General features: G+C 49.6%; 23 protein-coding genes. 17 read left to right on the forward strand and 6 right to left on the reverse strand.

Going from position 1 to position 26,471, the window contains the following annotated elements; all coding sequences use genetic code 11:
* Positions 1 to 174: 174 nt before the first annotated feature.
* Positions 175 to 2,802, forward strand: coding sequence for an alanine--tRNA ligase (gene alaS, locus ACFQNF_RS06135; RefSeq protein ID WP_380186940.1), 2,628 nt, complete (start codon positions 175 to 177; stop codon positions 2,800 to 2,802).
* 118 nt (positions 2,803 to 2,920) lie between these two features.
* On the opposite strand, the gene ACFQNF_RS06140 is transcribed toward alaS, so the two are convergent.
* Both ACFQNF_RS06140 and ACFQNF_RS06145 read right to left on the reverse strand, forming a co-directional pair.
* Positions 2,921 to 4,456 (reverse strand): cryptochrome/photolyase family protein, encoded by a 1,536-nt coding sequence (locus tag ACFQNF_RS06140; protein WP_380186942.1) that lies wholly within the window; start codon positions 4,454 to 4,456, stop codon positions 2,921 to 2,923.
* Positions 4,453 to 4,683, reverse strand: coding sequence for a DUF2256 domain-containing protein (locus ACFQNF_RS06145; RefSeq protein ID WP_380186943.1), 231 nt, complete (start codon positions 4,681 to 4,683; stop codon positions 4,453 to 4,455). The genes ACFQNF_RS06140 and ACFQNF_RS06145 overlap by 4 nt, the downstream gene beginning before the upstream one ends.
* 185 nt (positions 4,684 to 4,868) lie before the next feature.
* Between ACFQNF_RS06145 and ACFQNF_RS06150 the strand changes: the two genes are divergently transcribed.
* On the forward strand, positions 4,869 to 7,502 hold the full coding sequence (locus tag ACFQNF_RS06150; protein WP_380186945.1) for a cytochrome c peroxidase: 2,634 nt from the start codon (positions 4,869 to 4,871) through the stop codon (positions 7,500 to 7,502).
* Positions 7,503 to 7,630: 128 nt separating this feature from the next.
* A complete protein-coding gene (locus ACFQNF_RS06155) occupies positions 7,631 to 8,281 on the forward strand; it encodes a peptidoglycan DD-metalloendopeptidase family protein (protein ID WP_380186947.1) in 651 nt (216 codons plus the stop codon).
* A gap of 1 nt (position 8,282) precedes the next feature.
* Here the strand turns inward: ACFQNF_RS06155 and ACFQNF_RS06160 are convergent, their stop codons facing one another.
* The gene (locus tag ACFQNF_RS06160; RefSeq protein ID WP_380186948.1) at positions 8,283 to 9,251 is read right to left on the reverse strand and encodes a hypothetical protein; all 969 of its coding nucleotides are present in this window, start codon (positions 9,249 to 9,251) and stop codon (positions 8,283 to 8,285) included.
* A 113-nt stretch (positions 9,252 to 9,364) separates the two neighbouring features.
* Here ACFQNF_RS06160 and ACFQNF_RS06165 point away from each other — a divergent pair, with 113 nt between their 5' ends.
* The 3 genes from ACFQNF_RS06165 (at position 9,365) to ACFQNF_RS06175 (ending at position 13,763) form a co-directional block, all read left to right on the forward strand.
* Positions 9,365 to 11,275: a UvrD-helicase domain-containing protein gene (locus ACFQNF_RS06165; protein WP_380186950.1), complete on the forward strand. Its 1,911-nt coding sequence runs from the start codon at positions 9,365 to 9,367 to the stop codon at positions 11,273 to 11,275.
* 375 nt (positions 11,276 to 11,650) lie between these two features.
* Positions 11,651 to 12,367 carry a glutathione S-transferase family protein gene (locus tag ACFQNF_RS06170; protein ID WP_380186952.1) on the forward strand — a complete coding sequence of 239 codons (717 nt, stop codon included), beginning with the start codon at positions 11,651 to 11,653 and terminating at the stop codon, positions 12,365 to 12,367.
* A 97-nt stretch (positions 12,368 to 12,464) separates the two neighbouring features.
* Complete coding sequence (locus ACFQNF_RS06175) at positions 12,465 to 13,763, forward strand: DUF1615 domain-containing protein (protein WP_380186954.1); 1,299 nt, start codon at positions 12,465 to 12,467, stop codon at positions 13,761 to 13,763.
* A gap of 86 nt (positions 13,764 to 13,849) precedes the next feature.
* Here ACFQNF_RS06175 and ACFQNF_RS06180 read toward each other — a convergent pair whose 3' ends face one another.
* On the reverse strand, positions 13,850 to 13,993 hold the full coding sequence (locus tag ACFQNF_RS06180) for a hypothetical protein (RefSeq protein WP_380186955.1): 144 nt from the start codon (positions 13,991 to 13,993) through the stop codon (positions 13,850 to 13,852).
* Between the two features lie 473 nt (positions 13,994 to 14,466).
* On the opposite strand from ACFQNF_RS06180, the gene ACFQNF_RS06185 reads away from it, so the two are divergent.
* The 11 genes from ACFQNF_RS06185 (at position 14,467) to ACFQNF_RS06235 (ending at position 24,860) form a co-directional block, all read left to right on the forward strand.
* Positions 14,467 to 15,480, forward strand: a complete 1,014-nt coding sequence (locus tag ACFQNF_RS06185; RefSeq protein WP_380186956.1) for a phospholipase C/P1 nuclease family protein — start codon at positions 14,467 to 14,469, stop codon at positions 15,478 to 15,480.
* 289 nt (positions 15,481 to 15,769) lie between these two features.
* Positions 15,770 to 17,095, forward strand: coding sequence for a peptidylprolyl isomerase (locus ACFQNF_RS06190; protein WP_380186957.1), 1,326 nt, complete (start codon positions 15,770 to 15,772; stop codon positions 17,093 to 17,095).
* On the forward strand, positions 17,092 to 17,640 hold the full coding sequence (locus ACFQNF_RS06195) for a hypothetical protein (RefSeq protein ID WP_380186959.1): 549 nt from the start codon (positions 17,092 to 17,094) through the stop codon (positions 17,638 to 17,640). The genes ACFQNF_RS06190 and ACFQNF_RS06195 overlap by 4 nt, the downstream gene beginning before the upstream one ends.
* A 504-nt stretch (positions 17,641 to 18,144) precedes the next feature.
* Positions 18,145 to 18,588 (forward strand): inner membrane protein YiaA, encoded by a 444-nt coding sequence (yiaA, locus tag ACFQNF_RS06200; RefSeq protein ID WP_046352948.1) that lies wholly within the window; start codon positions 18,145 to 18,147, stop codon positions 18,586 to 18,588.
* A gap of 99 nt (positions 18,589 to 18,687) precedes the next feature.
* Complete coding sequence (locus ACFQNF_RS06205) at positions 18,688 to 20,109, forward strand: alpha/beta fold hydrolase (protein WP_380186961.1); 1,422 nt, start codon at positions 18,688 to 18,690, stop codon at positions 20,107 to 20,109.
* Between the two features lie 388 nt (positions 20,110 to 20,497).
* The gene (locus ACFQNF_RS06210; protein ID WP_380186963.1) at positions 20,498 to 21,376 is read left to right on the forward strand and encodes a DUF6268 family outer membrane beta-barrel protein; all 879 of its coding nucleotides are present in this window, start codon (positions 20,498 to 20,500) and stop codon (positions 21,374 to 21,376) included.
* A gap of 424 nt (positions 21,377 to 21,800) precedes the next feature.
* Entirely contained in the window at positions 21,801 to 21,947 is a 147-nt protein-coding gene (locus ACFQNF_RS06215; RefSeq protein WP_380186964.1) for an N-acetyltransferase, read from the forward strand.
* Between the two features lie 73 nt (positions 21,948 to 22,020).
* The gene (locus ACFQNF_RS06220) at positions 22,021 to 22,881 is read left to right on the forward strand and encodes a hypothetical protein (RefSeq protein ID WP_380186966.1); all 861 of its coding nucleotides are present in this window, start codon (positions 22,021 to 22,023) and stop codon (positions 22,879 to 22,881) included.
* 133 nt (positions 22,882 to 23,014) lie between these two features.
* The gene (locus ACFQNF_RS06225) at positions 23,015 to 23,743 is read left to right on the forward strand and encodes a metallophosphoesterase family protein (protein WP_380186968.1); all 729 of its coding nucleotides are present in this window, start codon (positions 23,015 to 23,017) and stop codon (positions 23,741 to 23,743) included.
* A gap of 37 nt (positions 23,744 to 23,780) precedes the next feature.
* Entirely contained in the window at positions 23,781 to 24,338 is a 558-nt protein-coding gene (locus ACFQNF_RS06230; RefSeq protein ID WP_380186969.1) for a GNAT family N-acetyltransferase, read from the forward strand.
* A 120-nt stretch (positions 24,339 to 24,458) separates the two neighbouring features.
* Positions 24,459 to 24,860, forward strand: a complete 402-nt coding sequence (locus ACFQNF_RS06235) for a VOC family protein (RefSeq protein ID WP_380186971.1) — start codon at positions 24,459 to 24,461, stop codon at positions 24,858 to 24,860.
* Positions 24,861 to 25,186: 326 nt separating this feature from the next.
* Here ACFQNF_RS06235 and ACFQNF_RS06240 read toward each other — a convergent pair whose 3' ends face one another.
* Both ACFQNF_RS06240 and ACFQNF_RS06245 read right to left on the reverse strand, forming a co-directional pair.
* Positions 25,187 to 25,558 (reverse strand): GFA family protein, encoded by a 372-nt coding sequence (locus ACFQNF_RS06240; RefSeq protein WP_380186973.1) that lies wholly within the window; start codon positions 25,556 to 25,558, stop codon positions 25,187 to 25,189.
* A 283-nt stretch (positions 25,559 to 25,841) separates the two neighbouring features.
* Positions 25,842 to 26,399 (reverse strand): hypothetical protein, encoded by a 558-nt coding sequence (locus ACFQNF_RS06245; protein WP_380186974.1) that lies wholly within the window; start codon positions 26,397 to 26,399, stop codon positions 25,842 to 25,844.
* Between the last annotated feature and the right edge of the window lie 72 nt (positions 26,400 to 26,471).

Consider the following 26,471-nt stretch of genomic DNA (forward strand, 5'->3'; position numbering starts at 1 on the left):
ACCAAGCCTTGCTCCTTACCAACATGCTTTTGGCATCAAAAATACGCCAGCAAGCAGTCAGATTCACTCGCCCAGCTGCAAGCTCACCCCCTTATTAACAGGGCGCTACCCTGATGGTGGGCTTTCATTTAGAATTGGTGCTTTCGTATTCACCGAATACCGACCCTACACACTATGAAATCAAACGAAATCCGCCAGAAATTCCTCGACTTCTTTGCCTCTAAAGGCCACCAAGTCGTTAACTCCAGCCCACTAGTGCCAGGGAACGATCCAACGATCATGTTTACCGTGGCCGGCATGGTGCAATTTAAAGATGTGTTTCTGGGCTTTGATAAGCGCAATTACACGCGTGCCACCACCAGCCAAAAATGCTTACGCGCTGGCGGCAAGCACAACGACTTAGAAAACGTAGGCTACACCGCACGCCACCACACTTTCTTTGAAATGCTCGGCAACTTTAGCTTTGGCGATTATTTCAAGCATGATGCGATTCATTACGCTTGGGAATTTCTGACCGGCCCTGAGTGGCTCGCCATTCCCAAGGAAAAACTGCTAGTCACGGTTTACGCCTCGGATGACGAAGCGTTTGAAATCTGGAATAAAGATATGGGTGTGTCCGCGGACAAGATCATCCGCATTGGCGATAACAAAGGCGGCGCTTTTGCCTCAGATAATTTCTGGGCCATGGGCGACACTGGCCCTTGTGGTCCTTGTACCGAGATTTTCTACGATCACGGCGATCATATCTGGGGCGGCCCTCCGGGTAGCCCGGAAGAAGACGGCGATCGCTTTGTAGAAATCTGGAACAACGTATTTATGCAATTCAACCGCGATGCAGACGGCGTAATGCACCCGCTGCCTAAGCCATCGGTTGATACCGGCATGGGGCTAGAACGCCTGTCCGCCGTACTGCAAAAAGTACATACCAACTACGAAACAGACTCCTTCGTAACCCTACTGCAAGCCGCAGCAGAGGCAACTGGCGTGCCTTACAATCAGACCACGCCGTCGCTTAAGGTCATTGCTGACCATATCCGCGCTTGTTCCTTCCTGATTGCTGACGGTGTATTGCCAAGCAATGAAGGCCGTGGCTATGTATTGCGCCGCATCATCCGCCGCGCTGTACGTCATGGCTATAAACTGGGCCAGAAGAAATCATTTTTCTTTACCCTGGTTGCAGCGCTCGTTGCCGAAATGGGCCACGCCTACCCGGAATTAGCGCAAAAACAAACGCTGATCGAAGAAACGCTGAAATACGAAGAAGAGCTGTTCGCCAAAACGCTAGAAAACGGCATGGCCCTGCTCGACACCGCACTGGCGGGTGGCAAAACCATCCTCGATGGCGCAACCGCCTTCAAACTCTCTGACACCTATGGCTTCCCAATCGACTTAACCGCTGACGTATGCCGCGAGCGTAATGTCAGCGTCGACATGGAAGGCTTTGAAGTGGCGCTGAACACCCAACGCGCACAATCCAAAGCAGCCGGTCAGTTTAAAGCCGTAACCGGCCTAGTCTACGACGGAGCCGCCAGCTGTTTCCACGGTTACACCGAAAGCAGCCATGCCGCCAAAGTATTAGCGCTCTACCGTGGCAGCGAGCCGGTTGAAGTATTAAACGCAGGTGAAACAGGCGTGGTGGTACTGGATCACACGCCGTTTTACGCCGAATCAGGCGGCCAAGCCGGTGACGTAGGCCGCATTCGTGCCGCTGACGATATCCTGTTTGACGTGACTGACACGCAAAAAGTGAAATCAGATGTGTTTGGTCATCAAGGCACGGTAAGCAACGGCAATCTAAAAGTAGGCGACGCCGTCACCGCCAGCATTGATTTAGCCAAACGCCAAGCCAGCCAACGCAACCATAGCGCCACCCACCTGCTGCACGCCGCACTGCGCACCGTACTTGGCACGCATGTGGAGCAAAAAGGCTCGCTAGTCACCTTTGAGCGCACCCGTTTTGACTTTAGCCAGCCAAAACCAGTCACGCATGCTGAAATCGCCCAAATTGAAGCCTTAGTCAACGAAGAAATCATGCGCAACGACGCCGTTTCTGCTGCCCAAATGAGCTTTGACGATGCCATCGCTGCCGGTGCCATGGCGCTATTTGGCGAAAAATATGGCGACGATGTACGCGTGTTAAAAATGGGCGAATTCTCTACCGAGCTATGCGGCGGCACGCACGTTGGCCGCACAGGCGACATCGGCCTATTTAAAATCGTGGCCGAAAGCGGCATTGCGGCAGGGATACGCCGCATTGAAGCCATCACTGGCGAAGCCGCTTTAGCGCTGATTCAAGCGCAAGACAGCGAAATCAAAGCCCTCGCCGCGATGACGCAATCTAAGCCAGGCGAATTAGTCAGTAAACTTGAAAGACTGCAAGCCGAGCTAAAACTGGCCCAGAAAGAAGTACAAAATCTAAAAGGCCAAATGGCCTTTGCCCAGCTAGATAGCCTAATTGGTGGGGCCTTACGCAGCATCAACGGTATCAAATGCCTCGCCGCCGTGGTGGAAGGCGCAGAAGGCACCGTATTGCGCGAAATGAGCGACAAACTCATGGATCGCCTACAAAGCGGCATCGCCCTGCTCGCCAACGTAAGCGATGGCAAAGTCAGCCTAGTCGCCCGCGTCAGCAAAGACCTAACCGGCAAAGTAAAAGCCGGCGAGCTAGTCAACTTCGTCGCCCAGCAAGTCGGCGGTAAAGGCGGCGGCAAGCCAGACCTAGCCCAAGCGGGTGGCACCGAACCAGAAAACCTAGCTACCGCACTTGAAAGTGTTCCGGCATGGCTGGAAGCTAAGCTATAAGCTTACTTACAGCGCAGGCTTGTAAACAAAACGGGCGACTCCTTAGGGGGTCGCCCGTTTTGTTGGTATTGAGCAATCCTTGTTTCCAGCACGCTCACCCGCACTCATTTAATGCTTTTTACAATTGATCGAGTTGCTGCAAATACAGTTCAGCCTGTTTTAAGGTGGCAGACTTTTCATCTTCAGGCATTTTTCGCCAAGTTTGATAGGTCATACCCAGTCGGGGATTTTTTTGTAAGCGCGCAGTATGTCGGTGATGAAAATGCCAATACAGACTATTAAAAGGGCATGCACCTTCGCCGTGGCGCTGCTTGGGCTGATAGTGGCAGCCTTTGCAATAATCGCTCATTTTATTGATATAGCTCGCCGAACCCGCATAGGGCTTGCTGCCCAGCAAGCCACCATCTGCATATTGGCTCATGCCACGCGTATTGGGCATTTCTACCCATTCAAAAGCATCGACATAGATACCCAAATACCATGCATCCACATCATCGGGGGCAATCCCGGCTAATAAAGCAAAGTTGCCAGTGAGCATAAGCCGCTGAATATGATGGGCATAACCAAGCGCAAGTGATTGATCAATAGCGTGCTTAAGGCAGCTCATTTTGGTTTGCCCGTTCCAATACCAACTCGGCAAACGCCGCTGATGTGCCAGCTCGTTCAATTGACCATAGGCAGGCATACGGGCCCAATACACGCCGCGAACAAACTCGCGCCAGCCCAAAATCTGCCGAACAAAGCCTTCAACCGTTGAAAGCGAAACACGTCCAGCGTCAAACTCAAGCAATGCAGCGTTAATCACCTCAAGCGGATGCAGTAATTTAAGATTCAGTGCAAAAGAAAGCCCGGCATGGAATAAGGTTGGCGATGCGCTACTCATTGCATCTTGATACGCACCAAAATGAGGTAGCGCGTTCAAAACAAAGGTAGCCAGTGCATCTTTGGCCTGAGTGCGAGTGATGGGCCAAGGAAAGCATTCAGCCTTAGGCTGACCCAAGGTTTTGATGCCTGCCGATACAATCTCCCACCATAGCTCACTCAAATCGGCTGCGTAATCTGGCCATGCAGGTGCAAGGGGTTGACCATTCCAGCGCTTTCGATTGTCCTGATCGAAATTCCATTGTCCCCCGAGTGGCTGTCCATCTGCATCGAGTAAAATCTGATACTGCTTACGCAGCGCGCGATAGAAGAATTCCATCCGTGGAATTTTTTGTAAAAATTGAGCGCTGATTGCCGCACGATCGGCAAGGAAATGCTCGCTATCAAGCACTTTAACCGGAATGCCAAACTGTAATTCTGCCGCTAAAAATTGGCTTTCAAGCCGATACTCATCCGCTTGTTGGCGCTCCAGCTGCTTGATCTGCTCTGTTTCAATCAAGTCAATCAAATTGCTTATAAAACCCTGGCGGTTGTTTGGATCGCCAATTTTGAGATACCGCACTCGGTAGCCGGCTTTTTGCAAAGCCTGAGCAAAGCCGCGCATTGCCGCAAAAATACCCAGCACTTTTTGCGCATGATGCCAGGCGTAATCTGTTTCGCTGCGTAGCTCCATCAACACATACAACACGTCATCTCGTTGACGCTCGGCCCCACTAAACCAGCTGTGGCGGATATTTAGCTGGTCGCCCAGGATCAGTCGTAGTGTTGTCATGCTTTACTCTTGCGCTGCGCACACCGTACGCTGCAATATTTTACGGATTCCCAGTTTTTCTCCCATTTCTTACGCCACACAAACGGGCGCTGGCAAATGGGACAGGTTTTTTGGGGCAAATTAAGTTTGTGGTGAGCCATCAGATCAAAAACCTCAGAAAGTGTAAGCCGCTGCCGCAAAGTTTTTTTAGTATAAGCAAATGGCTTAGTAAGACTAAACACATTCATCCCCCTTAGAAGCAACTTTATATAATGTATTCGCTGCTGCGCCCGCCCAAAAATGAGTCCAGCACCTACGCCGCCGCCACCTTACCCCTGTGCCTACAGAACGAACGATGCCACCTTACAAAAAAATAGCCAAATAGAATATCCTCAGCGTACAATCCGCCCTTGATAATAATTCGTATTTCACAATGAAACTGCAACACCTTGCCTCCCTCCTATGCTCGCTCTCCCTTTTTACCGCCTGCACCAGCGATTCTCAGCCAGACATTAAGACCGGCAGCTTACTCAAAACCACGGGTGTTGATTACGATACCCGCAGCCAGCATGGCCGCACTACGGCTAATGGCGAGTACCAGTATGTAGACGGCGAGATGGTGACTTTCCGAATTGGCTCGCTCGTGCTTGGCCAAGTAAGCGCAGGCGCAATGATTACGCCTCTGACCCTCGCTAAAAACGAAGCCGATGCGCACAAAATCATGCAGCTTTTGCTGACGCTGGATGAAGACGACGATGCCAACAATGGCATTCAGATTGCCGCCAGCGATGCGGCACGCTTTGTTAAAGAGCAAACCATTCAATCGGCAAGTATTGAAGAATTACTCAATGCCAATGGCGTGGCGCACACGCTGGTCAGCGCGGAATATACCCGCCAGTTTTACAATCTCAGCATGCAGGCTATCAGCGGCGCAAAGCCAACCCCGCGCTATACCCGTAAAGATGCAGACAGCGGCGCAACGCTCAGCGATGAGACCACTCGCGCAGGTTGCGTGGCCGATAGCCAAACCGGCTTAAGCTGGGAAGTTAAAACCACCGACGGCTTACGCGCAGCCAAACACCGCTACCTGCCCGCGATGGTGCGTAGTGCAAGCAATGAGGGCCAGTGCGATCCAAGCTTAGAAGTCTGCACGTCAGGGGACTACAGCGAAAAAGTAAACGAAGCCAAATTATGCGGCTTTGATGACTGGCGCACCCCGACGGAAGCCGAGCTAAAAACCCTGCTCGATCCTTCCCAATACGATGCAAGCAAGCAGCTCGCTGCGATTGATCGCCGCGCCTTCCCTGATGCTGAGCCGACATTTTACTGGAGCGACACACTCAGAAAAGTGCATGGCTTTTTAGCAGTATGGTTTAACGATACACATAAAACACTCGATTCAACGATGCTGGCCAAAGAGCGCTACGGCGCGCTGCGTCTGGTTCGTGGCACAACCATTCCAGATGCGCCAAGCAAAGAAGATCAGGAAGACCCGAACTATATTCCGCTAACAAATGAAGGCAAGTTGCCCAAGATTGGTCAGCCTTACGCCTGCGTGGATATCAACGACAGGGCCTTACTGGCAAACAAACAAAAAGCAGAAATCCGCCTCCTCACCCCATCAGATAAAAACGCGATCGCCAATCAAAGCCTTAGCCCAGAGCAAGTTAAAGCACTGCTGGCTACCAGCAATGCAGGGGCTTGCGGAGTAAGCAACTGGCGCTTACCCACCAGCGCCGAAATGAGCAAAATCCTCACGCTGGCACTGGATACAGAAAACACCGAGCTGCGCCAAGCCATGCCTTACCTAGATAGCAAAGCCAGCTACTGGGTTGGCACAGCAGAAAAGCTCAGTAGCATTTCTGCCAACTCACCTAGCGCCCAAAACCCTGCTGCGGCGCGGGTTGTGCTGTTTTCTCAAACCACACGCCCCTTCTTTGAGCGCGTACCAACCAGCCCGAACACTCGCCCAAGTGATGCCGAGCTTGCCACCTGGCGTGATCAGTATTCACGCTACCAGGCGGGCAGCAGCAGCCAGCCCAACTGGCCTACACCTACACTGGATGCCAGCACCAAGGAAGGCTTTGCCGATTTAGGCTTACTGCCCGCCCCTGTATTCCCCACGAGCAACCCTTATTCGCCAGAAAAAGTAGCACTGGGTGAAAAACTGTTTGCTGATCCGCGGCTTTCGCGTAATAACTTAATCTCTTGCGCCAGCTGCCACGATCCTAAAAACGGCTGGAGTGATCCAAAAGAGTTATCCGAAGGCCATATCGGCCAATTGGGCAGCCGTAATGCAATGACCATTATCAACACCGCTTACGTGAAAGAATTATTCTGGGATGGCCGCTCCAAATCGCTGGAAGAACAAGCCAAAGGCCCGATCAGCAACCCGTTGGAAATGCACCAAAGCCTAAGCCAAACTGCCTATAAAATTGCCGCAGCGCCCGAATACGCCGCGCTCTTTACCGCAGCCTTTGGTGACAGCAGCATTGATGCCGACCGCATTGCCAAGGCCATCGCTACTTTTGAGCGCACCATCACCAGCCAGGACAGCGATTTCGACCGCTTCTTAAAAGGCGATCGCAAAGCACTCAGCAATGATGCGCTATGGGGTTTGCAATTATTTCGCACTAAAGCGCGCTGCATTAATTGCCACAACACGCCTTTAATGTCGGACAACCAGTATCACAGCAATGGCCTGCATTATTACGGCCGTGAATTAGAAGATTTAGGCCGCTTTAACGTCACTAAAAATCCAGCTGATATCGGAAAATTCCGCACCCCCATGCTGCGCGATATTATTTATAGCGGCAATTATATGCACAATGGCTTGTTCTCTATGGGCAATGGGGTAGGTGTATTAGCCATGTATAACGCAGGCATGGTGCAAACATTGCCCACAGGATTAGATAAATTTGATCCTCATTTCCCAAAAACCTCGCCGGAAATTAAATCACTTGGGCTAAGCAAGAATGAAATCAACGCCCTGTTTGAATTTATGAAAGCGATTTCTGCCGAGCCAAGAACACGCCCGGCCACCGCAAAGGAATTGTTTCAGCGCTAAGCGATTGATGAATACTTGATTAAAAATGGCGTGCAAAATCTGTGCGCCATTTTTTCATTTACCCGATCCATTTCTTACCCCAATTAATACCCAGAGCAGTATTTACACAGGGTGTTAAAATCCGCCGCATGCTTATCTACACACGCCCCCTTTTCTTCGCTTTGCTACTCAGCGCCTGCGGTACTGTGCCGCTGGGTGAGGGGCAATATCAGGTTAAAGCCGGCGATACGCTTTATAGCATTGCCCGCAGCACGGGGCGTAGCGTGGGGGAGATCCAACGCTTAAATCAGCTTAGCGATAATACGATTCAGATTGGGCAGATTCTTAATGTAGGGCCCAGCCGCGCAAACCCGGCGCCTGCTACTCGCCCCAAAGTGCCAGTAGCAAGCCCCCCTGCTCCGGTTAGCAAACCCAAAGCGCCCGCCATCGAGCTAGTATGGCCCAATAAAGGCCCTGTTTTGCAGGGCTTTAATGGCAAAAGTAATAAGGGGATAAATATTGGCGGCGCGGCAGGAGCGCCGATTTATGCGGCGGCCAGCGGTAAAGTGATTTACGCCAATACGGTGCGGGGCTACGGCAAGCTACTGATTATCAAGCACGACAAAGACTATCTCACCGCTTACGCACACAATCAGCATATCTTAGTTAAAGAAGGCGATAGCGTAAAACAGGGGCAAAATGTGGCTGGAATGGGCAACACGGGCAGCGATAAAGTGATGCTACATTTTGAGCTGCGCTTTAAAGGCGCAGCCATTAACCCCAGCCCTTACTTGCCCTAAATTAAAACGAGTAGCCCAGGCCCAATAAAATCACATCGGTATCTTTGTCGTACGAAGTGACTGTTCTGTTCCAAGCCACGCGCGCGCGCCAGTTATCACCAAAGCGATAGCTACTTGCCAGCGTAATCAGGCCTGACACGGCTTTTTTATCAATATCTGGCTGGTGATTCCGATAGCGCTTTCCCACCGAAAAATACGGCCCCATCCCCAAACCTACGCTGAATTTATCGTCAAAAAAACTAGGCTCATACCATGCTTGCAGAGCAATACCACTGCGACGCAAACGATCGGTTTCGCCTTCCTGAATAAAAGAGGCCGACGCTTTTAGACCCGGCGCAAAAGCGTAACGATATTCCAGCGCCCCGGCATCGGCCACTTCCGAGCCAAAGCTATTCACAATAGTCTGCCCCAGATACAGCACTACTTCTTGCTTGCCTCTGGCACCGGGCCAGCTGGCATCATTAAAGGCCATCGGGGAGAGCTCATAACCCATACCAAACATAATTGAATTAGTATCAATGTTATGCGGTGTTTCAATACGGTTGAATCGCAATTTATATTGCCAGTTACTTTCGCCCTGCCATGTAGCTTGCAAGCTAAAAATACCGCCCCAGCCATGCTCATTTAAATAACCCCGGCTGCCAGCTGCTCGCCTTGTGGTATCAAAATAACGATAAGGCCCCACGCCTGCGGCCAAGGTTAAATTCGGGTGTAAGGCTTTCGTTTTACCCCATACTTGAAAAGTATGCCCATCGCGATGGTGATCATCCACATGGCCTTCATTCAGCCATGAAAAGCTGAACGCTAGATTTTCATTAATGTCATGCATATAAGACAAAGTCCATGCGTATGAAGTTTGATCACTTTGATCGCTACTCATCGCACCTGCTAACACCGACAAATTATCAGCCTGAGCCAAAGGCGCACAAAGCGCCATCGAAGCAAGGCTGCATTTAATCCAATTACGCATATTCATCCTGATTTATGATGCAGGCCATTGTTAATAACACGCGCTCAAAACAGCGCCAAACCGTTTAAAATACACATCTGCGTAGCTTGCGCAACACTTACAGAAGAAAATCAATGCACGAGTTGGAATGGGATAGCGAACATCAGGCCATTTTTAATTGGCTGGAACACCCTGACCGGCACTCATCCGGCCTGATTTGTGCCCGTGCAGGCACAGGAAAAACCACTACCTTAGTTGCCGCCTATAAACAGCTACGCAGCCAAGGGCATAACCCGCTGGTACTTACTTTTTCTAATAGCGGGCGAGACACCTTTATTAAGCGCTGCCGCAGCCACTACCCTGAATTACCTCCGCCGCAAGCCTACACCTTTGACGGCTATGCCCTGCGGGTATTTGCACAATATTCCGGCAGATCGAGGCTAAGGCCGCGGCGGCAGCGGCCAGACGTATTGGCCAACTTAATTGACTTAGCCATGAATGAGTCCATCGACATCCTCAACGACAGTTTGTCTGAAGACGAAATACGCATCGCTCGTGACAGCCAGTCTTTGGCTATGCTGCATCAGTTTATCGACGATGCAAAAGTAAGTCTGTCATTTAATACCCCACCCTTTGCGCTGTGGGGAGAGCTGGATGAGGAAGAAGACGAATACGATGTAGACCATGCGCTGATGCGCTTAGGCCTTAGCCGCCAACGCTACCGATTATTTAAGCGTTTTGAAAACGCCCGCGAGCGATTAGAATTTCTCGCCCCCGGTGATGCAGCCTTTGATTTACTGCGTGAGCCTGAAATCATTGCCAAAGATTTAAAGCAACTCGGCATACGCTGGGTACTGGTCGATGAGTTTCACGATACCAAACCCGTGCACGAACAGATTTTGCGGCATATACAAGCGGCAGGCGTGCGCATGCTGGCAGTGGGCGATGATGCGCAGGATATTTACGAATGGCGCGGCCTGACTACTTTTTCTGCATTCAAAGCGTGGGAGGCGCAATCCGCGCCATTTGGCTTATCACGCTCATTTCGGTTTGGCCGCCCGCTCGACCAGATTGCCACCCGCCTGATTAAGCCTTTAGGCAGTCTCATTGAAGTACGCTCCAAAGCCAGCCATTACACACGCCCTAAGCTTCGCAAAGTGACGATGGAAGCCGACACCAGCGCCATTTTGGAAGACTGGCAGGCCACCGGCCGCAGCCTTAGCGAATGCGCCATCTTAGTGCGCGAAGCAGATGCATCCAAACCCATCGAAGACGCGCTATTTAAAGCGGGCATCAGCTACCGCATGGAAGGCAGCCGTCCGTATTTCTTGCGCCAAGCGGCGCTGCTTTGCCAAGCCATTAGCTATCTTGCCAGCAGCAAACCAGTTGTTCACGACAGCAGCGATGTTGACGCGTTTCTGGCGCTGATCCAATCCCCTGCATGGGAAATCAGCGAGGAGCAGATCGCCAATTTCCATAAAGAACTCATCAGCACCGATCATGAAAACAAACCGCTCTACCGCCTAGACTGGTTGCCCGATGCCTATGCCATTTTAAAAGGGCTGATTCCCGCCCCTATGGCGCACCTAGCTTTTGTCAGAATCAAAGAAGAAAAAATACCTTTACCCCAGCGTTTGGAAGAACTGCTTGATCAGCTCAACTTAAAACCCCTAGTTGCCCTTAGTGCGCCTACTGCCCGCGCCGCCAAAGCCCGCTTGCAACTACTCAAAACACTGATCGCCGAGCTAGGCAAGATCGGCCCCGATGCACTTTGCAAAGATTGGCTGAAGCGCCGCCAGCGTTATCAGCAATTTAATAAGCAACGCGTGGTACTCATCAGCGTACAACAAGCCAAAGGGCGGGAATGGGCGCATGTAATTTTGCCGCAGCTGAGCGATTGGACACTCAGGGATGGTGCAGATTCGGCCAATGAGCGCAGGCATTTTTATGTAGCCATCACCCGCGCGCGCGAGTACCTCAGCATTTTAGGTAATGAGCAGAGCATTCAACACAGCCCCTGGCTGGGGGAGATTGGGATTAAATAAGGGATGCTCGCCTGACCAGAAGGTTTCTTCATCCCACATACGGAAAAGGAGCCCTCGAAACAGCAAGTTAAGCCAATAACATGCATTGCATCTTTTGTAGGGCGGGTGAAACCCGCGAGCAATATCGAACAAATACGCGGGTTGCACCCGCCCTACAATGGTTTGACGCTCGCAACGCATGCGTTTGAAACATACCAAACACCTCACTTGCATGCATGCCGTGTTTTAAGGTTTGGCACGCAATCCAGCTGGCCTTGAATCACAGCTCAAGATTGACACCATCGCCTCGGACCTTTCAGAAAAAGCTGTAAAAATAACAAACATCATTAGAATACAGGCAAAATAACCGCCATCTTCCTACGTGGTACTGACGCGATGATGACTCTTTATACCTTTGGCCCTGCTTTTGGCTTGCCGGATATGAGCCCCTTTGTCACCAAGGCCGAAATACTTCTCAAAATGGCAGGCTGCGACTACCAATGCCAAACCGGTGGCTACGCCAAAGCGCCCAAGGGCAAGCTGCCTTATTTGCTCACCGAGCACGCTCAAATTGACGATTCCACGCTGATCCGCTTTTATCTGGAACAAACGCTCAAAATTGATTTTGATGCGGCCCTCAGCCCCGCCGAGCGCGGCGTTTCGTGGGCATTTGAAAAGATGCTGGAAGAGCACTTTTATTATATTTCACTGCGAGATCGCTGGGCCGTTGATGCTAATTTTGATAAAGGCCCAAAAAAGATCTTTAAACGAATTCCCGCCTTTATTCGCGGGCTTGTGATCTGGAAAGTGCGGCGCAAGATGAATACCAAGCTACACATGCAGGGCATTGCACTGCATAAAGAGGCTGATATCACTCAGCTTGCCAAGAAAGACCTGGATGCTTTATCTGATTTTCTAGCAGACAAAAATTACTTGATGGGCGATCAGCTCTGCGCTGCCGATGCCACGGTCTACGCCTTTATGCGCAGCGTGCTTTGCCCAGTCTTTGATTCTGCAGCGCACCAATACGCACTTAGCAAACCCAATCTGGTGGCTTATTGCGAGCGCCTGAGCAAAAAGCTCTATCCCGAGCATAAAGAAGCGCTTGCCTAAAACGATGCGCCAAAAATCTTGAGCCACCATCCCCAGCACAGCGCGGCATAAGGGGAAAAACGAAATGTGCCCTGTAAACTGTGGCTCAAGATGCAGCATGATTAGCCCACTCGCCAGGCAAAAAAATGAGCGCACACCGCGCTTTTGTCCTAAGCTCGCCCTTTTGTATGACTTGGTCCCCATCGTGCTGCACCGTAAACTGACCCCCATCCTGCTTTGCAGCTTACTTGCTGCTTGTGCCAGCGCACCTATTCCACCCGCGCCCATTATCACACCAGCAACGGCCAGTGTGCCTGCGGCAATCAGCCCCGCCCCTGCATCGACACCGATTTCTGCCCCCATCATTGCGCCACCTGTGGTGGTCACGCCCCCAACACCTGCGCTTAAATCAATCAGCCAGCTCGAAGCTCAAGCCATGGTAGATAAGCTGCTCCCTGCCAAAATCAAAGAGCGTAATGGCTGGAAAAATGATTTAGTCGATGCCTTTACCGCGCTTAAAATCCCCTACACCCCAGAGTATTTTTGCGCGGTGATGGCCGTTATTGAGCAAGAATCCAGCTGGCAGGGCGATCCAACTGTGCCGGGCCTCGGCAAAATTGTTTGGAAACAAATCGAAGAAAAAGCCGGTAAATACCATATTCCGCTGATTGCCGTACAAACGGCACTGCTCAAAAGCTCGCCCAACGGGCGCAGCTATAAAGAGCGGATTGACAAGCTGCAAACCGAAGCGCAAATGAATGCCGTGTTTGAAGACCTTGCCAATGATGCCAAGCGCCTCAGCCTGCCCTTTAATATGAGTAATCCCATCCGCACCGGCGGCCCAATGCAGGTCAGCGTGGAGTTTGCCGAAGGCCATGTGCGCGCCTGGCCCTATCCTTACGCCCGCCGTGGCAGCGTGAGAAATGAAATATTTACCCGCAAAGGCGGCGTGTATTTTGGCACGGCCATTCTGCTGCAATACCCTGCGCCTTACAGCAAAATGATTTATCGCTTTGCAGATTTTAATGCCGGACGCTATGCCAGCCGTAATGCGGCTTTTCAAGCGGCAGTTAATAAACTAGCCGGGGATGATATGGATCTGGATGGTGATTTATTGCGCTATGAAAAAGGCTATCCAATGAGCCAGAGCAGTGGCACAGAAAAAGCACTGCAAAAATTAGGCAAACGCATAAACCTGAGTCATGAAGAAATTCGCCGCGATCTTTTATTAGAAAAAGTCACAGGATTTGCCCAAACCCCGCTTTATCAGCGCGTATTTAGCTTAGCGGGCAACCCAAGCCGTGAAGCCATGCCGCAAATTGATTTGCATAGCCCAAAAATCACCCGCAAGCTCACCACAGAATGGTTTGCCAAGCGCGTAGATGGCCGCTATCAAACTTGCTTATCGAGAAGTTAAGCCCTAGCGTTTTTAATTACGCAGCAAAAAGCCAGTGCACATGCACTGGCTTTTTTTCGCCTTGCATCCCGATATTTCTCGATGACTTACAGGTTTTTTATCACTTGCACTCCGGCAAGCACTGAATCCGTAACGGGCATCACCAAGGGCGAAAATAAATGCCAAGTGATGACCAGCCACATCGCAACCACCGCCAAGGAAACCACCAGCTCAAATCGCTCTGAAAACATAAGGCACCTCCTTATCCCAAAATCTTGTGGCTTGTTTTTTAAAAACAGACCCAAGCTATTCCAACAAGCCAAATATAGGTAAATCACCTTTACCTATATGGATTGCACTGCTATAAAAAACAGAGCCAAAAATCTTAAGAAAGAATAAAGCTCAGGGAAAGCTTATGCCAAATTGGCAGATCAAATATTAATAAAGATCAACAAACCGGCGTAAGCTTAAATACAAACCTTTCAACGCCACCGCGCACTACGGCAAGGAGAGCCTCACCTTGATGACTTAGCCTTAAGCCGGAGCTAAAAGCTCGTGATTACTTGATTATAAAAAGGATTATTCATTCCTTTGTCATAAAACGTACAAACCCCTGCAATCTTTGCTTGCTAATCTGCGCACCGGTCTAGACCTGTTGCCGGCTAAACGCTTTGCGTCGCCCTCAGTGGGCGGGCTACCCAACCCACCCCACAAGGAGTAAAAGATGGAACTAACGATGGCCCTGATCTCCATACTTTGTCTATCATCCGCCCCCGCTCAGGCTTGGGATCAGACCACCCACAAGCGCATCGTGCTGGATGCGATGACCTTTATTAAAAACAACCCCAATAGCAATCAGTATCAGAAACTAGCCACAGGCATCAGCAAAGCCGGCTTTACCTGGGAGCAGTTTGCAGAAACCGTAGGCCAGGGCGCTTACGATGTAGATGATTTTGCCGATACCTATCTTTGTGGCGCCACAACAGGCAGCTGCCAGATTTCACCGGTTTACAGCACGCTAAAAATTGCGCAGTACACCTCTTACTGGCACTTTCAAAACCATACGGCTGGCAGCGATGTGCATGGCAATAAATTTGGCGGGTACAACTACTCCAAGCTGACGGTTGCTGGCGATATTGATAAATTAGCTAAAACATGGCTGATTGGCGATTATCTGGATGATGGCGCGGGTGGCTTAAAAGGCTGGTTTGGTGATAGCTCTAAATACAATAGCTATGGCCTGACTGAAGCACATTACCGCTTAGGCGGCACCTCTTCAGCCAATATGTACGCTGATTTTGAAACCATGCCCTTCCAGCCCCTTGATAATCTGGGCCAGTACTGGTGGCAGCAGTTCCTTGCCAAGCCAAGCGCGCAAACACTGGGCTTTGTGATGCACACCACCGATTTACTCCAGCCTCACCACACCTGGACCACCTCAGCCAATAATCACTCCGGCTGGGAAACATGGGTCAAAGATTATTACGATTCAGAGCAACTGAATAACCCGGCGTTGGTAGCTACCGCCTTAAAAGACTTTACTCCGCTTAAAGCAAGCGATACCGACATCCGCCCGCTGCTCACCGAAGGCGGCACTTATTCATATAAAAATGGCGGCATTGTTTTATCGTCTACCGATCACATCGATCGCGCCCGCGTTGCCAAGCAAATGATCCCCCACGCCATTGCCATGGTGGTGCATGTATTAAATCGCGCTGCCGAGCGCCTCGCTCAATAAAGAATGTTACGCAAGAAAAAACCCGAATCTTGAACCACGGAGGCCACAGAGAACACGGAGTTTCACGGAGGAAAACCCAATAGAACTGAGCCGTTTTTGGAGGTGAGTGGTTTCAGTCTTAGCATAGGGATTTCTATCGAGACACCCAGTCTGGGGCACTGCATAACATCAACCAGTAAAAGCAAATGCAGCCTGCCCCGCACAGGCAGGCTGCACATAGCGCAACAGCACCGCATTTTAAACGAGTGCCTCTTACTCAAGTCATCCACTCATAAGTGAATAAATATCCATGTTTAAGTTGATTGTCTGGCTAAGCCTTAGCCTGCTTTGCATAGCAAGCCATGCGCAAGTTTCATATCGTCTGCAAAATACGGCACTGGCAGCCAAAATCAATGGTGAGGGCATTTATCGTTTTAGCTTGGACAATATGCAGCAGCTTAATCATGAAAATACGCCATTGTCCCGCCCGGAATTACTCAGCCAGATGCTAAAGCAGCGCGTATTGGCGGCCGAAGCGCGCCGTCAATACACCACCAGCGAGCTGCACCCTGCCAGCCGTATCGCCTTTGCCCGTGATGTGGCGATTGAAGACCGACTCGCCTCATCCTTACGTGCGCTTTATGGCAAAGAGCTTGAGCAAGCGGTAAAAGCACTGCCCGGTGGAACGCTGAAAGCCTTATTTCAAGAAGAAAACACGCTCAGCGCCGAGCAATATCAAGCCGTTTTTGGCTCCGCCCAAACCATGAGCCTGGAATACACTTTAAAACCTGAGCAAATCAATCAGGCCAAACAAATCACCCTGCTGCGCTATCAGCTGGCAGGCAGTGGCAGCCTTTCGCTTTACGATATTTACCGTAGACAAAATGTGCAGGGGCGAATCGAGCTACATACAAAAAATCAGGACTATTTAAATCAACAAATTCAAATTGCTTTTGCCAATTTATTTACCTTGCACTGGGCCACGCAAAAATTTGGGCAAGACGCTATCAATGATTACCGCCGCAGCTTAAAAGATCAGGAAGATGCCGAAGCGCTGATGAAAATCTACGGCATAGGCGATCATCATGATGGCAGTGATTATTTAACCCAGTTAGCCAAAACAGTCAGCCCGGCCGAAATACGCAGTTATTATCAAAGCCATAAAAATGAGTTCAAACGCATTGCCAAAGTAAAGGCACGGCATATTCGGGTGAATGATGAAGCGCTGGCTAAAAAAATCATTAGCCAAATTAAAAGTGGCGAAGATTTTGCCGCGCTAGCGAAGCGCTATTCCATTGCCAGCAATGCAAAAGAAGGCGGAGATTTAGGCTGGATTATTCATCAAGGATCATTAAGCTGGCTGGCCCAGCTGGCTTTAAGCCAAACCGAGCTATCACAAGCCTTTCGCTCCCCCGTCGGGCCGGATGAAAAAGCCACTTGGGAAATCATTAAAGTAGAGCAGCGGGTAGAAGATTATCAACCCGCCGATTCCGAATCCGTGCGCTACGCGGCTACGGCGGAAATTGCCCACCAAAAAGCCACTCAGCAATTTAATGCCCTGCTTAAAAAACACTGGCAAAGCGCTAATATTGAAGTCAGCCCATCCATCGGAGCCTTAAGCCAAGGGCTAAAATGAGATACCTGATCATCAGCGGCATCGTCGGCAGCTTGATTGCGGCACTGGGCTGGCTCGCCTGGCACGCGGATCAGGAAGATAGCCCACCGCCGCCGCCCATCGCAGCCAAGCCCGCGCCAAATCAAGCGGCACCGGGTAAGCACTGGCTTAATCGCTTTTACCCCAGCGATGAAAACGCCCCTTTGCTTGCCACCGCCGCAGACCTCCCTGCGGCAGAAAGCATGGCCGAGGCGCGCATCAATGGCGAGCCGCGCACCCCGCCCATTCTGCGCAGCGAGAGCCGTAGCGAAGCCGCCACACCACTCGAGCTAGCCGATCATTCCGCCTATCAGCAGTACGAAACGCGGCAAAATCTGCGTGAGCTGGCCGCTTTTAGCAAGGCCGTCCCTGCCCAGCTTCAGCAATTACAAGACGATATCCGCCGAGGCAAAGCGGCAGGCATTGCCCCGGAGCTCATCGCCAAGCAAGAAAGAAAAGTCGCCGAGCTCGCCGCCCTGCGCCAGCAATTACTGGCAAGCCACCCGGAGATCAATCCTGAAAAATAGACAAGATACAAAGATCTGCTTTCCACCAGCATGGAGCACCCGCCGCCCTATCATCGGCGTTATCGGCGCGGCCTTATTCGCCTTGGCTGGGCAGCGCATTTAATCAATATTTTCCGACTATTGATTATTTAGATATTTAAAGCCCGATTAAAAATGTCCTACCTTATTCAGTCCCATACCCAGCATTAAATAGCATCTTCCTTGCCTAAAAAACCTGCCGCGCCACAAGAAAACTCAAGCATAACAATCAGCCAGCTTCTATCCTTTTATGGTTACGCTAGCGAAGCGGCCAGCCGTCTTGCTTTTGGCTTCCATTTTGCTTGCTATAAAACCATGATTAATTTAATCTTTGACTGACTTTTTTTGACAGAAAAATTTCTATCCGGCCTACCTGTTTTATCTGCTCAAATGATCGAGCGATCACACAGCCTCGGATTAAGCTTTGGCTTGGCATTGCCTATCATGATTAGCTCAGTATTAAATGAGCATATAAAGGACAACAAATTGAAAATAAAACACAGCGGCCCATCCGGTGCCTTTATCGGTGCATCTTGGCTTGCCCTTTTTATTGGAACGCTGACTTATTCAATCGGCCTTTGGAATGCCACAATGGCGCTCAATGAAAAAGGCTATTACTTCACCTTACTGCTCTACGGCTTGTTTGCCGCTATTTCATTACAAAAATCCGTGCGCGACAGATTAGAAGATATTCCGGTGACAGGGCTTTATTTTGGCCTTTGCTGGGTTTCGATTGGTGCGGCGCTCCTATTGCTTGCGGCAGGCTTATGGAATGCAACACTCACCTCGAGTGAAAAAGGGTTTTACGCCATGTCGTATTTGCTCAGCCTGTTTGCAGCCGTTGCCGTACAAAAAAATGTCCGTGACTTAGCCTTGTTAAAGCCTGAATTCACAGAGCCTGAACAAAGCGATTTAAACTCTTTCAAGTAAAAATAACGGCTTCATCGCACACTTTGGCCCGCGATGAAGCCTGCCAGCCGCAGCAGAACACGCCCTGCAACCCCATTTCTTAGAAATCACGCCAAATCTATGCTGAAATATGCAGCCTGCCTTGTGTTTATTTTTTTAATCAGCAGCCCCTTACATGCTGAACCCGCGTTTCTCTCTGGTAAACCAGCAGCAATTTCAGCCCCAGCGGGCTATCCGCCAGAGTGGCGCTACCATCTGCAAGATGCGCCGTTTTTTAATGGCAAAGTATTTGTGCTACAAGCGGGGCAAACACAGCAGCCCACCGTTGTGCTGGTACACGGCTTAGGCAGCCGCGCCAGCCGCGATTGGCTTACGCAAATCCCCCAGCTCGCCCGTGATTACCATGTATTGGCCTTTGATTTGCCGGGCTTTGGTTTATCGGGCAATAATGTAGAGCGATTATCGCCGGTCCATTATGGCCAGCTGATTAATGCCCTGATTCAGCAATACGCCAAAAATAAACCGGTGATTTTAATCGGCCACTCTTTAGGCGGGGCCATTAGCTTGCGATATGCCCATGATTACCCTGAAAAAGTCAGCCGTTTGGTGCTTGTCGATGCGGCGGGCATTTTGCAAAGAACGGTTTATCTTGATTATCTGAGCAAGCTTAATCTTGAGCTGGCTGAAAGTAATTTGCCCAATATGCTGATTAATTTTGCTACCCGCAAAGTAAACCAGCTGCGCTCCAGCCTGATCGAAACCGCAGACACCGTTTTGCCCGATCCAAACCGCCTATTAAATATCCCATCAGTAAGAGAGCAGCTTTTTAAAGATTTACATACCTTTAATGCCGCGCTGTCTTTGCTGGATGAAGACTTTACCCAAGCCATCAGCCAAACCCACACCCCTACCGATATTTTCTGGGGCAAAAATGACCCTGTTGCCCCCTTACGCACGGCCTATCTTTTGGCGGGACGCATGCCCGCAACACGTTTAACACTATTTGATACAGGCCATGTGCCGATGGCAGAGCGCCCTGAAGAATTTGCCGAACGATTACTAGAAGCACTCGCGACCCCTATTCCCGCTAAAATCACGACCGAGACCATCAATAGCCGCCGCACCCACCTTTGCAATAAAACAAGCAATCTGCATTTAAGCGGGGAATACGACAGCATTGTATTAAACGGCTGCAAACGGGTGCAGCTGATCAATCTAAGCGCCCGATATTTAGAAATAAACGACTCCAGTGTCTGGATGGATAATGTACAGATCAGCAACCCGGAAGCCGCCATGATCAGTAATCGCTCCAGCATTACCGCTACCAATAGCTATATAAAAGGCCAGCCTGCACTTTCTATCGATTCCAGCCAGGTTGATTTTGCTGGCGTATCTATCAACAGCTCAAGCCTTCCTATCCAGACACGCGGTCGCAGCAAGTTTTATTTTTCTGTGAGTGATCAAAGTAAAGGCGATGTTCAGCGCTTACTGCACCAAAGAATCAATATCAGCGCAAAAGATTATCGAGAGCTGCTGGAATAATCTGGCAACAGAATCTCTATTTGCCCAAGTGCCTCAAAGATTAAATGAAGAAGTACACCGCATCCCCTGTAGTGATGACAAGGCGACCCAAAGGAAAAAAGTCAGCTATTTATTAAAGCCATCACGGCACTCTCCCGATCACTTACAAACCTGTCAGTCATGTAAAATATTTAATCCGGCAAAATATAAACCGCTGGCAAGCCCAGCCAGCATACATAAGTAGGAACGTGTCATCCTTGTATATGCTGACAGAATCCACTGGCACCTTAAATTCAACGCTTAATCCTCTCTGACTGCTTTCTGTCGCAAACATAAAAAATGCAACCCAAGCTCTTTAAGATAGCTAGCGTAAACCACTACTACCTAAGCCAGATCTTCAGGAGCCCCAATGCTTAAATCATCACTGCTCACTCTATTGCTTGCATCGATTGGTTTTGCCCATGCGGGCACCAATATTGATATGACGATTGCCCCGCTAGGCACACCTAAATTTGATTTTGATCGTGGAGGCAAAGGCCGTCTGGAAAGCCTGCAAGCCAGCTTTGGTATAAATCATGATCTTAATCAGCAGCATAATGTCGGCTTAAATATTCAATTAGCGCGTGAAAGCTGGGAATTTGAACAAAGCCCATGGAAAGTCGCCGAGCCTTGGAAACAGTTAGAAAGGGTGACCTTTTCCGTTCCCTATCGCTACCGCACCGACAGTGGCTGGACTTTTGCAGTTGCCGCGGATGCCAGCAATAGCAAAGAAAAAAATGCCGAGGCCAAAGAAAGCTGGATTTACGGCATGAACGCCTATGTGGCGAAGACCGTTTCACCTACTTTATTATTTGGGGTGGGCGCAGGCGTTTATCGTCAGCTGGAAAAAACCACAGGGTTTCCTTTCTTAATTATTGACTGGAAAATCACACCTAATCTTACACTGGCCAACCCATTCACCGTAGGGCCGGTGGGGCCTGCCGGGCTGGAGCTAAGCTGGGCATTTACCCCGCAATTTGATGTTGGTGTGGGTGGTGCAATGCGCCAATTTCAATACCGCCTAGCGAAAAGTAACCCCCTCGCACCTGATGGCGTATTAGAAGAGCAATACGCACCTGTCTTTTTGCACGCTGCGTATAAATTTCACCCTAGCTGGCGCGTTGATGCCTATACAGGGGTAGCTGCAGGCGGCAAATTCACCATCCTGGATAGCAATGGCAATGAGCTAAGCAGTGAAAAAGCCAAGAAAATGCCTTTCTTTGGCTTTGCATTGAATGGCCGGTTTTAAGCGGCATTTACGGATAGCAGGGTAAAGCATTAAAACGTAAATACGAATATGCATTAAACGAAGTGCTGATTCATCCCGTTTTATCATTGCTCAATACAGCCCCCAGCATGATGCCTGGGGGCTAGTGCGGGAATCCAAGCTTTGCCCAAAGCCCCGAACAACGACGAAAATGGCAACTGAATCAGCACCTCCCTCGCAATAGCGCTGGCCCCAACACCCCGATACAAAATACACCCCACTTTTAATCACTACCCGCCCCAAGTCGGAATAAGTCGCTTATATTCAAAACACCCCTATTTGCGGCATACTGAATCAATCCCTATTCAAGAATTAAGAAATAACGCTCAATTAAAAGACAAATCCTGCGCATAGAGAAAACACATGAGTATCAGCCAGTCTTGGAAAAATTGAATTTCTAGATGCCATGCTAAAAGTAACGGTGATTGCTGCCAACAACACCGCAGCGCTGGCATTTTGGCAGCGAGAAGGCTTTGTTGAGTTACACAGAAAACCCACCGAAGGCTTTACGGCGGATGCGATTGTAATGGAATGGCGGCACAATGAGTCGTAAGGTCGCCCGCCCCTTGCTTATGTCATAAGCGTCATTTAATCTCTGGGTACTTACATTTAGCGCAAGACAAACAATGAGCTTCGATGATTTTATTAAAACAGCATGGACAGACCATGGTGATCAGCCCTTAGCCGTTGCAGAGCGGCTCACTCACTCGCGCCACCTTGTACAAGATACCCGCCAAATCCCAACCTTTGCCCGCTTGGTTAGCCATGTGTATGGCGAGCATCTGGCAGATTGGGAAACGGGGATTAGCTTGCTTCAGTCACTTCCCTATATAGAAAGTGAGCTGGCCGCACAAAGCGCCATCAACACCAGCATCGCCACCTTACGCTATGGCCGTGGCGATGCGGATGCACTGGGTTCACTTACGGCTATCGAGCAAACTACCGTGCTGGCGAGTACAAGCAGCCTCTTTGCTGCTCAGCAAAAACTGGCCTTAGCCATTCATAGTTATTCAGAAGCGCTCGCTACCTATGAAAAACTAGCGCCCCAGCCCGAGCAAGCGCCTGTTCATCGTGCGCTTGCCGTTGGGGGGAGCAATCTGGCAGGCACATTAGAAGAACAAAGCAATCGCAGCACTACCGAAACCACCGCCATGCTGCGCGCAGCCCAAAGCGCACTTAGGTTCTGGAAGCTGGCAGGCACTTGGCTGGAAATCGAGCGCGCCGAGTACCGCCTATGCCGTAGCGCCTTGCAAGCGGGGCTGCGCGATGAAGCAATACAAGCAGCCCAGCGCTGCCTGGATGGCTGTATACAAAATAACGCGCCCGCTTTCGAGTTGTTTTTTGCCCATGCCGTGCTGGCGATCTCTCAAAAAGACCAAGTGGATGCCTTTGAAAAACACCGTGCGGCGGCCATTGCTTGTCTAGAACAAATCCCCATTGGCGAGCAGCACTGGTGTGAGGCGGAGTTGAAAGAATTAAATCAATAAATATGTAGGATGGGCAAGTTTTTATGCCCACGCGTCTGGGGCTCGCCGCGTAGGCACGATAAAACGGTGTGCCCACCCGACAAACACAAATCATCAGGCAAATTATAAATCCCACTCCAACACAGGACACCCCATGCGCCTCGCTCTTGTTTCAGATATTCACGGCAATTTGCCCGCCTTAGAAGCCGTGGTTAAAGATATGGCCCGCCGAGGCGTGGATGCGGTGATTAATTTGGGCGATAGCCTTTCTGGCCCCTTAATGCCGCTTGAAACGGCACAGTTTTTAATGGCGCAAGACTGGGTGCATCTGGCGGGCAATCATGAGCGCCAACTATTAGCCGCTCATAAAATGGGCGCATCCGATGCCTTTGCACATAGCCAGCTTGGCGCTAAAGAATGGGCTTGGCTGGCAACATTGCAAAGCTGTGCATCGCTTAATTCCGATGTATTGCTCTGCCACGGCACACCTCGCAGCGATCTTGAATACTTTATGGAAACGGTAGAACCCACCCAGCTACGCGCGGCAAGCCAGGCAGAAATACACAAACGCCTCGGGGATGCGCGGGCCGGATTAGTCGCCTGTGGCCACACGCATCTTCCAAGGATGATGCGCAGCAGCTTAGGGCAGCTCATCATCAACCCCGGCAGCGTGGGCTTGCCCGCTTACGATGATATTCACCCCTATCCGCATAAAGTAGAAAACGGTAGCCCCGACGCCCGTTACGCCATTGTGGAGCAAGGCAAAGGCAGCTGGTCTGGTGCGCTTATCGCTATCCCTTATAAATTCAAAGCAATGGCCAAGCTGGCGCAGGCAAGACAGCGGCCGGAATGGGCTAAGGCTTTATTAACTGGATATATTTAATTGCTTTCTCTCAGGCAAGCAGCCCAAGATCAAATACATGACAAATGAAGCTCAGACACTCAACACGGCTAAACATGCCATCACAGTTATTCGGCCAGCTCAAGCCGCCGATGCGCAAGCCATCAGCCAAATCCGCGTCGCCGCATGGCAAGCGGCTTATCCCCCTTTTATGCCAAAGGATTTTCTAAAAACGCTCAACCCCTCCGCCCAGCTTGAATCGCTACAAGCCAGGCTATCCGCGCCATCTCGGGATTTTTATCTGGCCATAGCCGATCAGCAGAATCAATCTTTAGGTTTTTATATGCTGGGCAAGCCTCGCTTTGAAAGCAGCGAAAACACCACCGAGCTTTGGGCGCTCAACGTAGCCCCAAGCGCATGGCGCAGCGGGCTTGGATTTCAACTGATGCAAGATGCCATCACTAAGGCAACGCATTTTGCTTACCAGCGCATCCTGCTGTGGTGCATCAGCGAAAACCATGCGGCACGCCAGCTTTACGAGCGCTGCGGTTTTAAAAATACCGGCGAAACACGCAGCACCACCGCCCTCACTGGCCATCCACTCCATGAAGTTTGCTATGAATTACAACTGAATTAAACATAAGCTGCTTGTTAAGGGATAAAGCGGCTAAGAACCTATTTATTATCCCCCCCAATCAAATCAGAAAAATTGCCTTAAATAAAAACACAAAAACTAAAATCATCTTAAAGGGAAAGCATGCTTCATCATTTATCATTCGGTGTAACAGACATCCAACGCTCAGCTATTTTTTATGATGCCGTATTAACCCCGCTTGGCTATATTCGGGTTTGGGAAGATTTTGAAGGCGACGATGCTGCGGTGGGCTATGGTATTAAAGGCGGTGGCGACAAATTTGCAATCAAACTATGCAAGCACGTTGCAATTGGCCAAGGGTTTCATTTAGCGTTTTCAGCCACAAACCGAGCCGCAGTTGATGCTTTTTATTCTGCAGCCATAGCCTATGGCGGCACGGATAATGGCCCTGCCGGATTGCGGCCAGATTATGGCGAGCATTATTATGCGGCTTTTGTGATCGATCCTGATGGCTATCGAATTGAGGCCGTTATTAATACGCCGCTTGAGTCTTCTTTTAATTAGCGCCTAGCCCAAAAATCTCTGAGCAGAATAATTCCTTTCTGCATCAGACAATTGATTTGTGGTTTCATTCACGATTTTTTCCCAATGAGCAGAAGAGCGCGCCCGCATTTGTGATTGTGTAGCTTGCACAAAGCCCATATTCCAACCAGATAAACTTCGCTACTGTATTTTTTCATCCAATAAACAAAGAATCAATCAGCAGCATCGTCGCAGCACTAACATAAACCAAGGCATAAAGATCAGCCATAATTAGCCCTATATTGCGATGATTCTAAACTATGGCTTATAGTGCTATTTTATGGCTTTACCTATAAATGAACGGGCATTTAATTTACATTAAGTAAACCTTGCGAAGCGCCATCGCCCACGCCAATCTCGCCCAGATCAAAGGGATTGACCCCGGTAATACACGCCACATTAAAGCCAAATTGCGATGGATTGCTGCGGCGCTGATGATGGGTATAAATGCCACACACTTTACAAAAGTAATGCTTTGCCGTTTTAGTATTCCACTGATAAAGAGTAAGCATTTCCTCACCCTTTATCACGCGTAGCCCTTCAACCGGTACGCTGGCAATAATTGAACCTTTACGACTACAGAGCGAACAATTGCAGCGACGCAAATTCTCTAAGCCCTGTGCTAAATCCACCTCAAAAACAACGGCGCCACAATGGCAGCTTCCTTGCTTGGTTTCCATTCAGACTTCCTGTATAAAAAGTAAAAAAGCAGGTACTAACCTATTGCTGATTTTTACTTCAATATACCTGATTATGCCTTTTGCTCAATCTCATTATAAATATAATACGGGTGAAACCCGCGCATTTACTCAGCATCACTCGCGGGTTTCACCCACCCTACACATTCAAAAATCAAGTCCAGCACTCTAAAAATCCATCTACAGCCCATTAATAAATAAATCGGCGCTTTATAACGCGCATAAAAAAACAGCCTGCAAATTGCAGGCTGTTTTTATTTACTCATTAATTAGCCCAGATAATCAACTTAACTCGATTCACAATCAACAATTGATCACCCGCCTCTGCCTTCATCAGCAGCGCTTTGTTTTCAACAGGAATAGTCTCAATCTTGCCGCTTACATTTTTAATCTTTACATTGCCCGCATTAAGATCAACGTTAAGAATATCATTGTAAAGTGTTTGTGTTTTTAACACACCCTCACCATCAATGGTCACATCCCGGCCTTGGGCATCAACAATTTTACGTACACCTGCACCGCCTTTTTGCAGCACAATTGCAGAAGACTTTGAGCCACTTACACTGACTTTATCATTCAATTTCAAACGATCGAAATGGGTTATTTTTTGATCAACATGATCAAATGCAAGTTTCTGACCATCTGGCAAAGCCAAAAGAATACTACGCTGAGCAATATCAATTTCTTCAACATTAGCCTGAACAGTGGATTTCTCCGATGAACCAACTAATACCTCATTTTCTGAAATCTCTTCAGCAAAGGCAACTTGCCCAATCATCAAACCAGAAGCAATCAGCAGCGTTTCAAATATTTTATTACGCATTATAATTTCCTTATGGGAGAGATTTACCTCATTAAGACTAACATAGGCTCTTGAATTAACACACTTGATTAG

Origin of the sequence: Iodobacter arcticus, from assembly GCF_042664895.1 — a bacterium.
Classification (GTDB): Bacteria; Pseudomonadota; Gammaproteobacteria; order Burkholderiales; family Chitinibacteraceae; genus Iodobacter; species Iodobacter arcticus.

Bases quoted from the DNA above. Each gene is read 5' to 3' on its own strand.
- alaS (WP_380186940.1), top strand. From the start codon at position 175: ATGAAATCAAACGAAATCCGCCAGAAATTCCTCGACTTCTTTGCCTCT.
- ACFQNF_RS06140 (WP_380186942.1), bottom strand. From the start codon at position 4,456: ATGACAACACTACGACTGATCCTGGGCGACCAGCTAAATATCCGCCAC.
- ACFQNF_RS06145 (WP_380186943.1), bottom strand. From the start codon at position 4,683: ATGAATGTGTTTAGTCTTACTAAGCCATTTGCTTATACTAAAAAAACT.
- ACFQNF_RS06150 (WP_380186945.1), top strand. From the start codon at position 4,869: ATGAAACTGCAACACCTTGCCTCCCTCCTATGCTCGCTCTCCCTTTTT.
- ACFQNF_RS06155 (WP_380186947.1), top strand. From the start codon at position 7,631: ATGCTTATCTACACACGCCCCCTTTTCTTCGCTTTGCTACTCAGCGCC.
- ACFQNF_RS06160 (WP_380186948.1), bottom strand. From the start codon at position 9,251: ATGCGTAATTGGATTAAATGCAGCCTTGCTTCGATGGCGCTTTGTGCG.
- ACFQNF_RS06165 (WP_380186950.1), top strand. From the start codon at position 9,365: ATGCACGAGTTGGAATGGGATAGCGAACATCAGGCCATTTTTAATTGG.
- ACFQNF_RS06170 (WP_380186952.1), top strand. From the start codon at position 11,651: ATGATGACTCTTTATACCTTTGGCCCTGCTTTTGGCTTGCCGGATATG.
- ACFQNF_RS06175 (WP_380186954.1), top strand. From the start codon at position 12,465: ATGATTAGCCCACTCGCCAGGCAAAAAAATGAGCGCACACCGCGCTTT.
- ACFQNF_RS06180 (WP_380186955.1), bottom strand. From the start codon at position 13,993: ATGTTTTCAGAGCGATTTGAGCTGGTGGTTTCCTTGGCGGTGGTTGCG.
- ACFQNF_RS06185 (WP_380186956.1), top strand. From the start codon at position 14,467: ATGGAACTAACGATGGCCCTGATCTCCATACTTTGTCTATCATCCGCC.
- ACFQNF_RS06190 (WP_380186957.1), top strand. From the start codon at position 15,770: ATGTTTAAGTTGATTGTCTGGCTAAGCCTTAGCCTGCTTTGCATAGCA.
- ACFQNF_RS06195 (WP_380186959.1), top strand. From the start codon at position 17,092: ATGAGATACCTGATCATCAGCGGCATCGTCGGCAGCTTGATTGCGGCA.
- ACFQNF_RS06205 (WP_380186961.1), top strand. From the start codon at position 18,688: ATGCTGAAATATGCAGCCTGCCTTGTGTTTATTTTTTTAATCAGCAGC.
- ACFQNF_RS06210 (WP_380186963.1), top strand. From the start codon at position 20,498: ATGCTTAAATCATCACTGCTCACTCTATTGCTTGCATCGATTGGTTTT.
- ACFQNF_RS06215 (WP_380186964.1), top strand. From the start codon at position 21,801: ATGCTAAAAGTAACGGTGATTGCTGCCAACAACACCGCAGCGCTGGCA.
- ACFQNF_RS06220 (WP_380186966.1), top strand. From the start codon at position 22,021: ATGAGCTTCGATGATTTTATTAAAACAGCATGGACAGACCATGGTGAT.
- ACFQNF_RS06225 (WP_380186968.1), top strand. From the start codon at position 23,015: ATGCGCCTCGCTCTTGTTTCAGATATTCACGGCAATTTGCCCGCCTTA.
- ACFQNF_RS06230 (WP_380186969.1), top strand. From the start codon at position 23,781: ATGACAAATGAAGCTCAGACACTCAACACGGCTAAACATGCCATCACA.
- ACFQNF_RS06235 (WP_380186971.1), top strand. From the start codon at position 24,459: ATGCTTCATCATTTATCATTCGGTGTAACAGACATCCAACGCTCAGCT.
- ACFQNF_RS06240 (WP_380186973.1), bottom strand. From the start codon at position 25,558: ATGGAAACCAAGCAAGGAAGCTGCCATTGTGGCGCCGTTGTTTTTGAG.
- ACFQNF_RS06245 (WP_380186974.1), bottom strand. From the start codon at position 26,399: ATGCGTAATAAAATATTTGAAACGCTGCTGATTGCTTCTGGTTTGATG.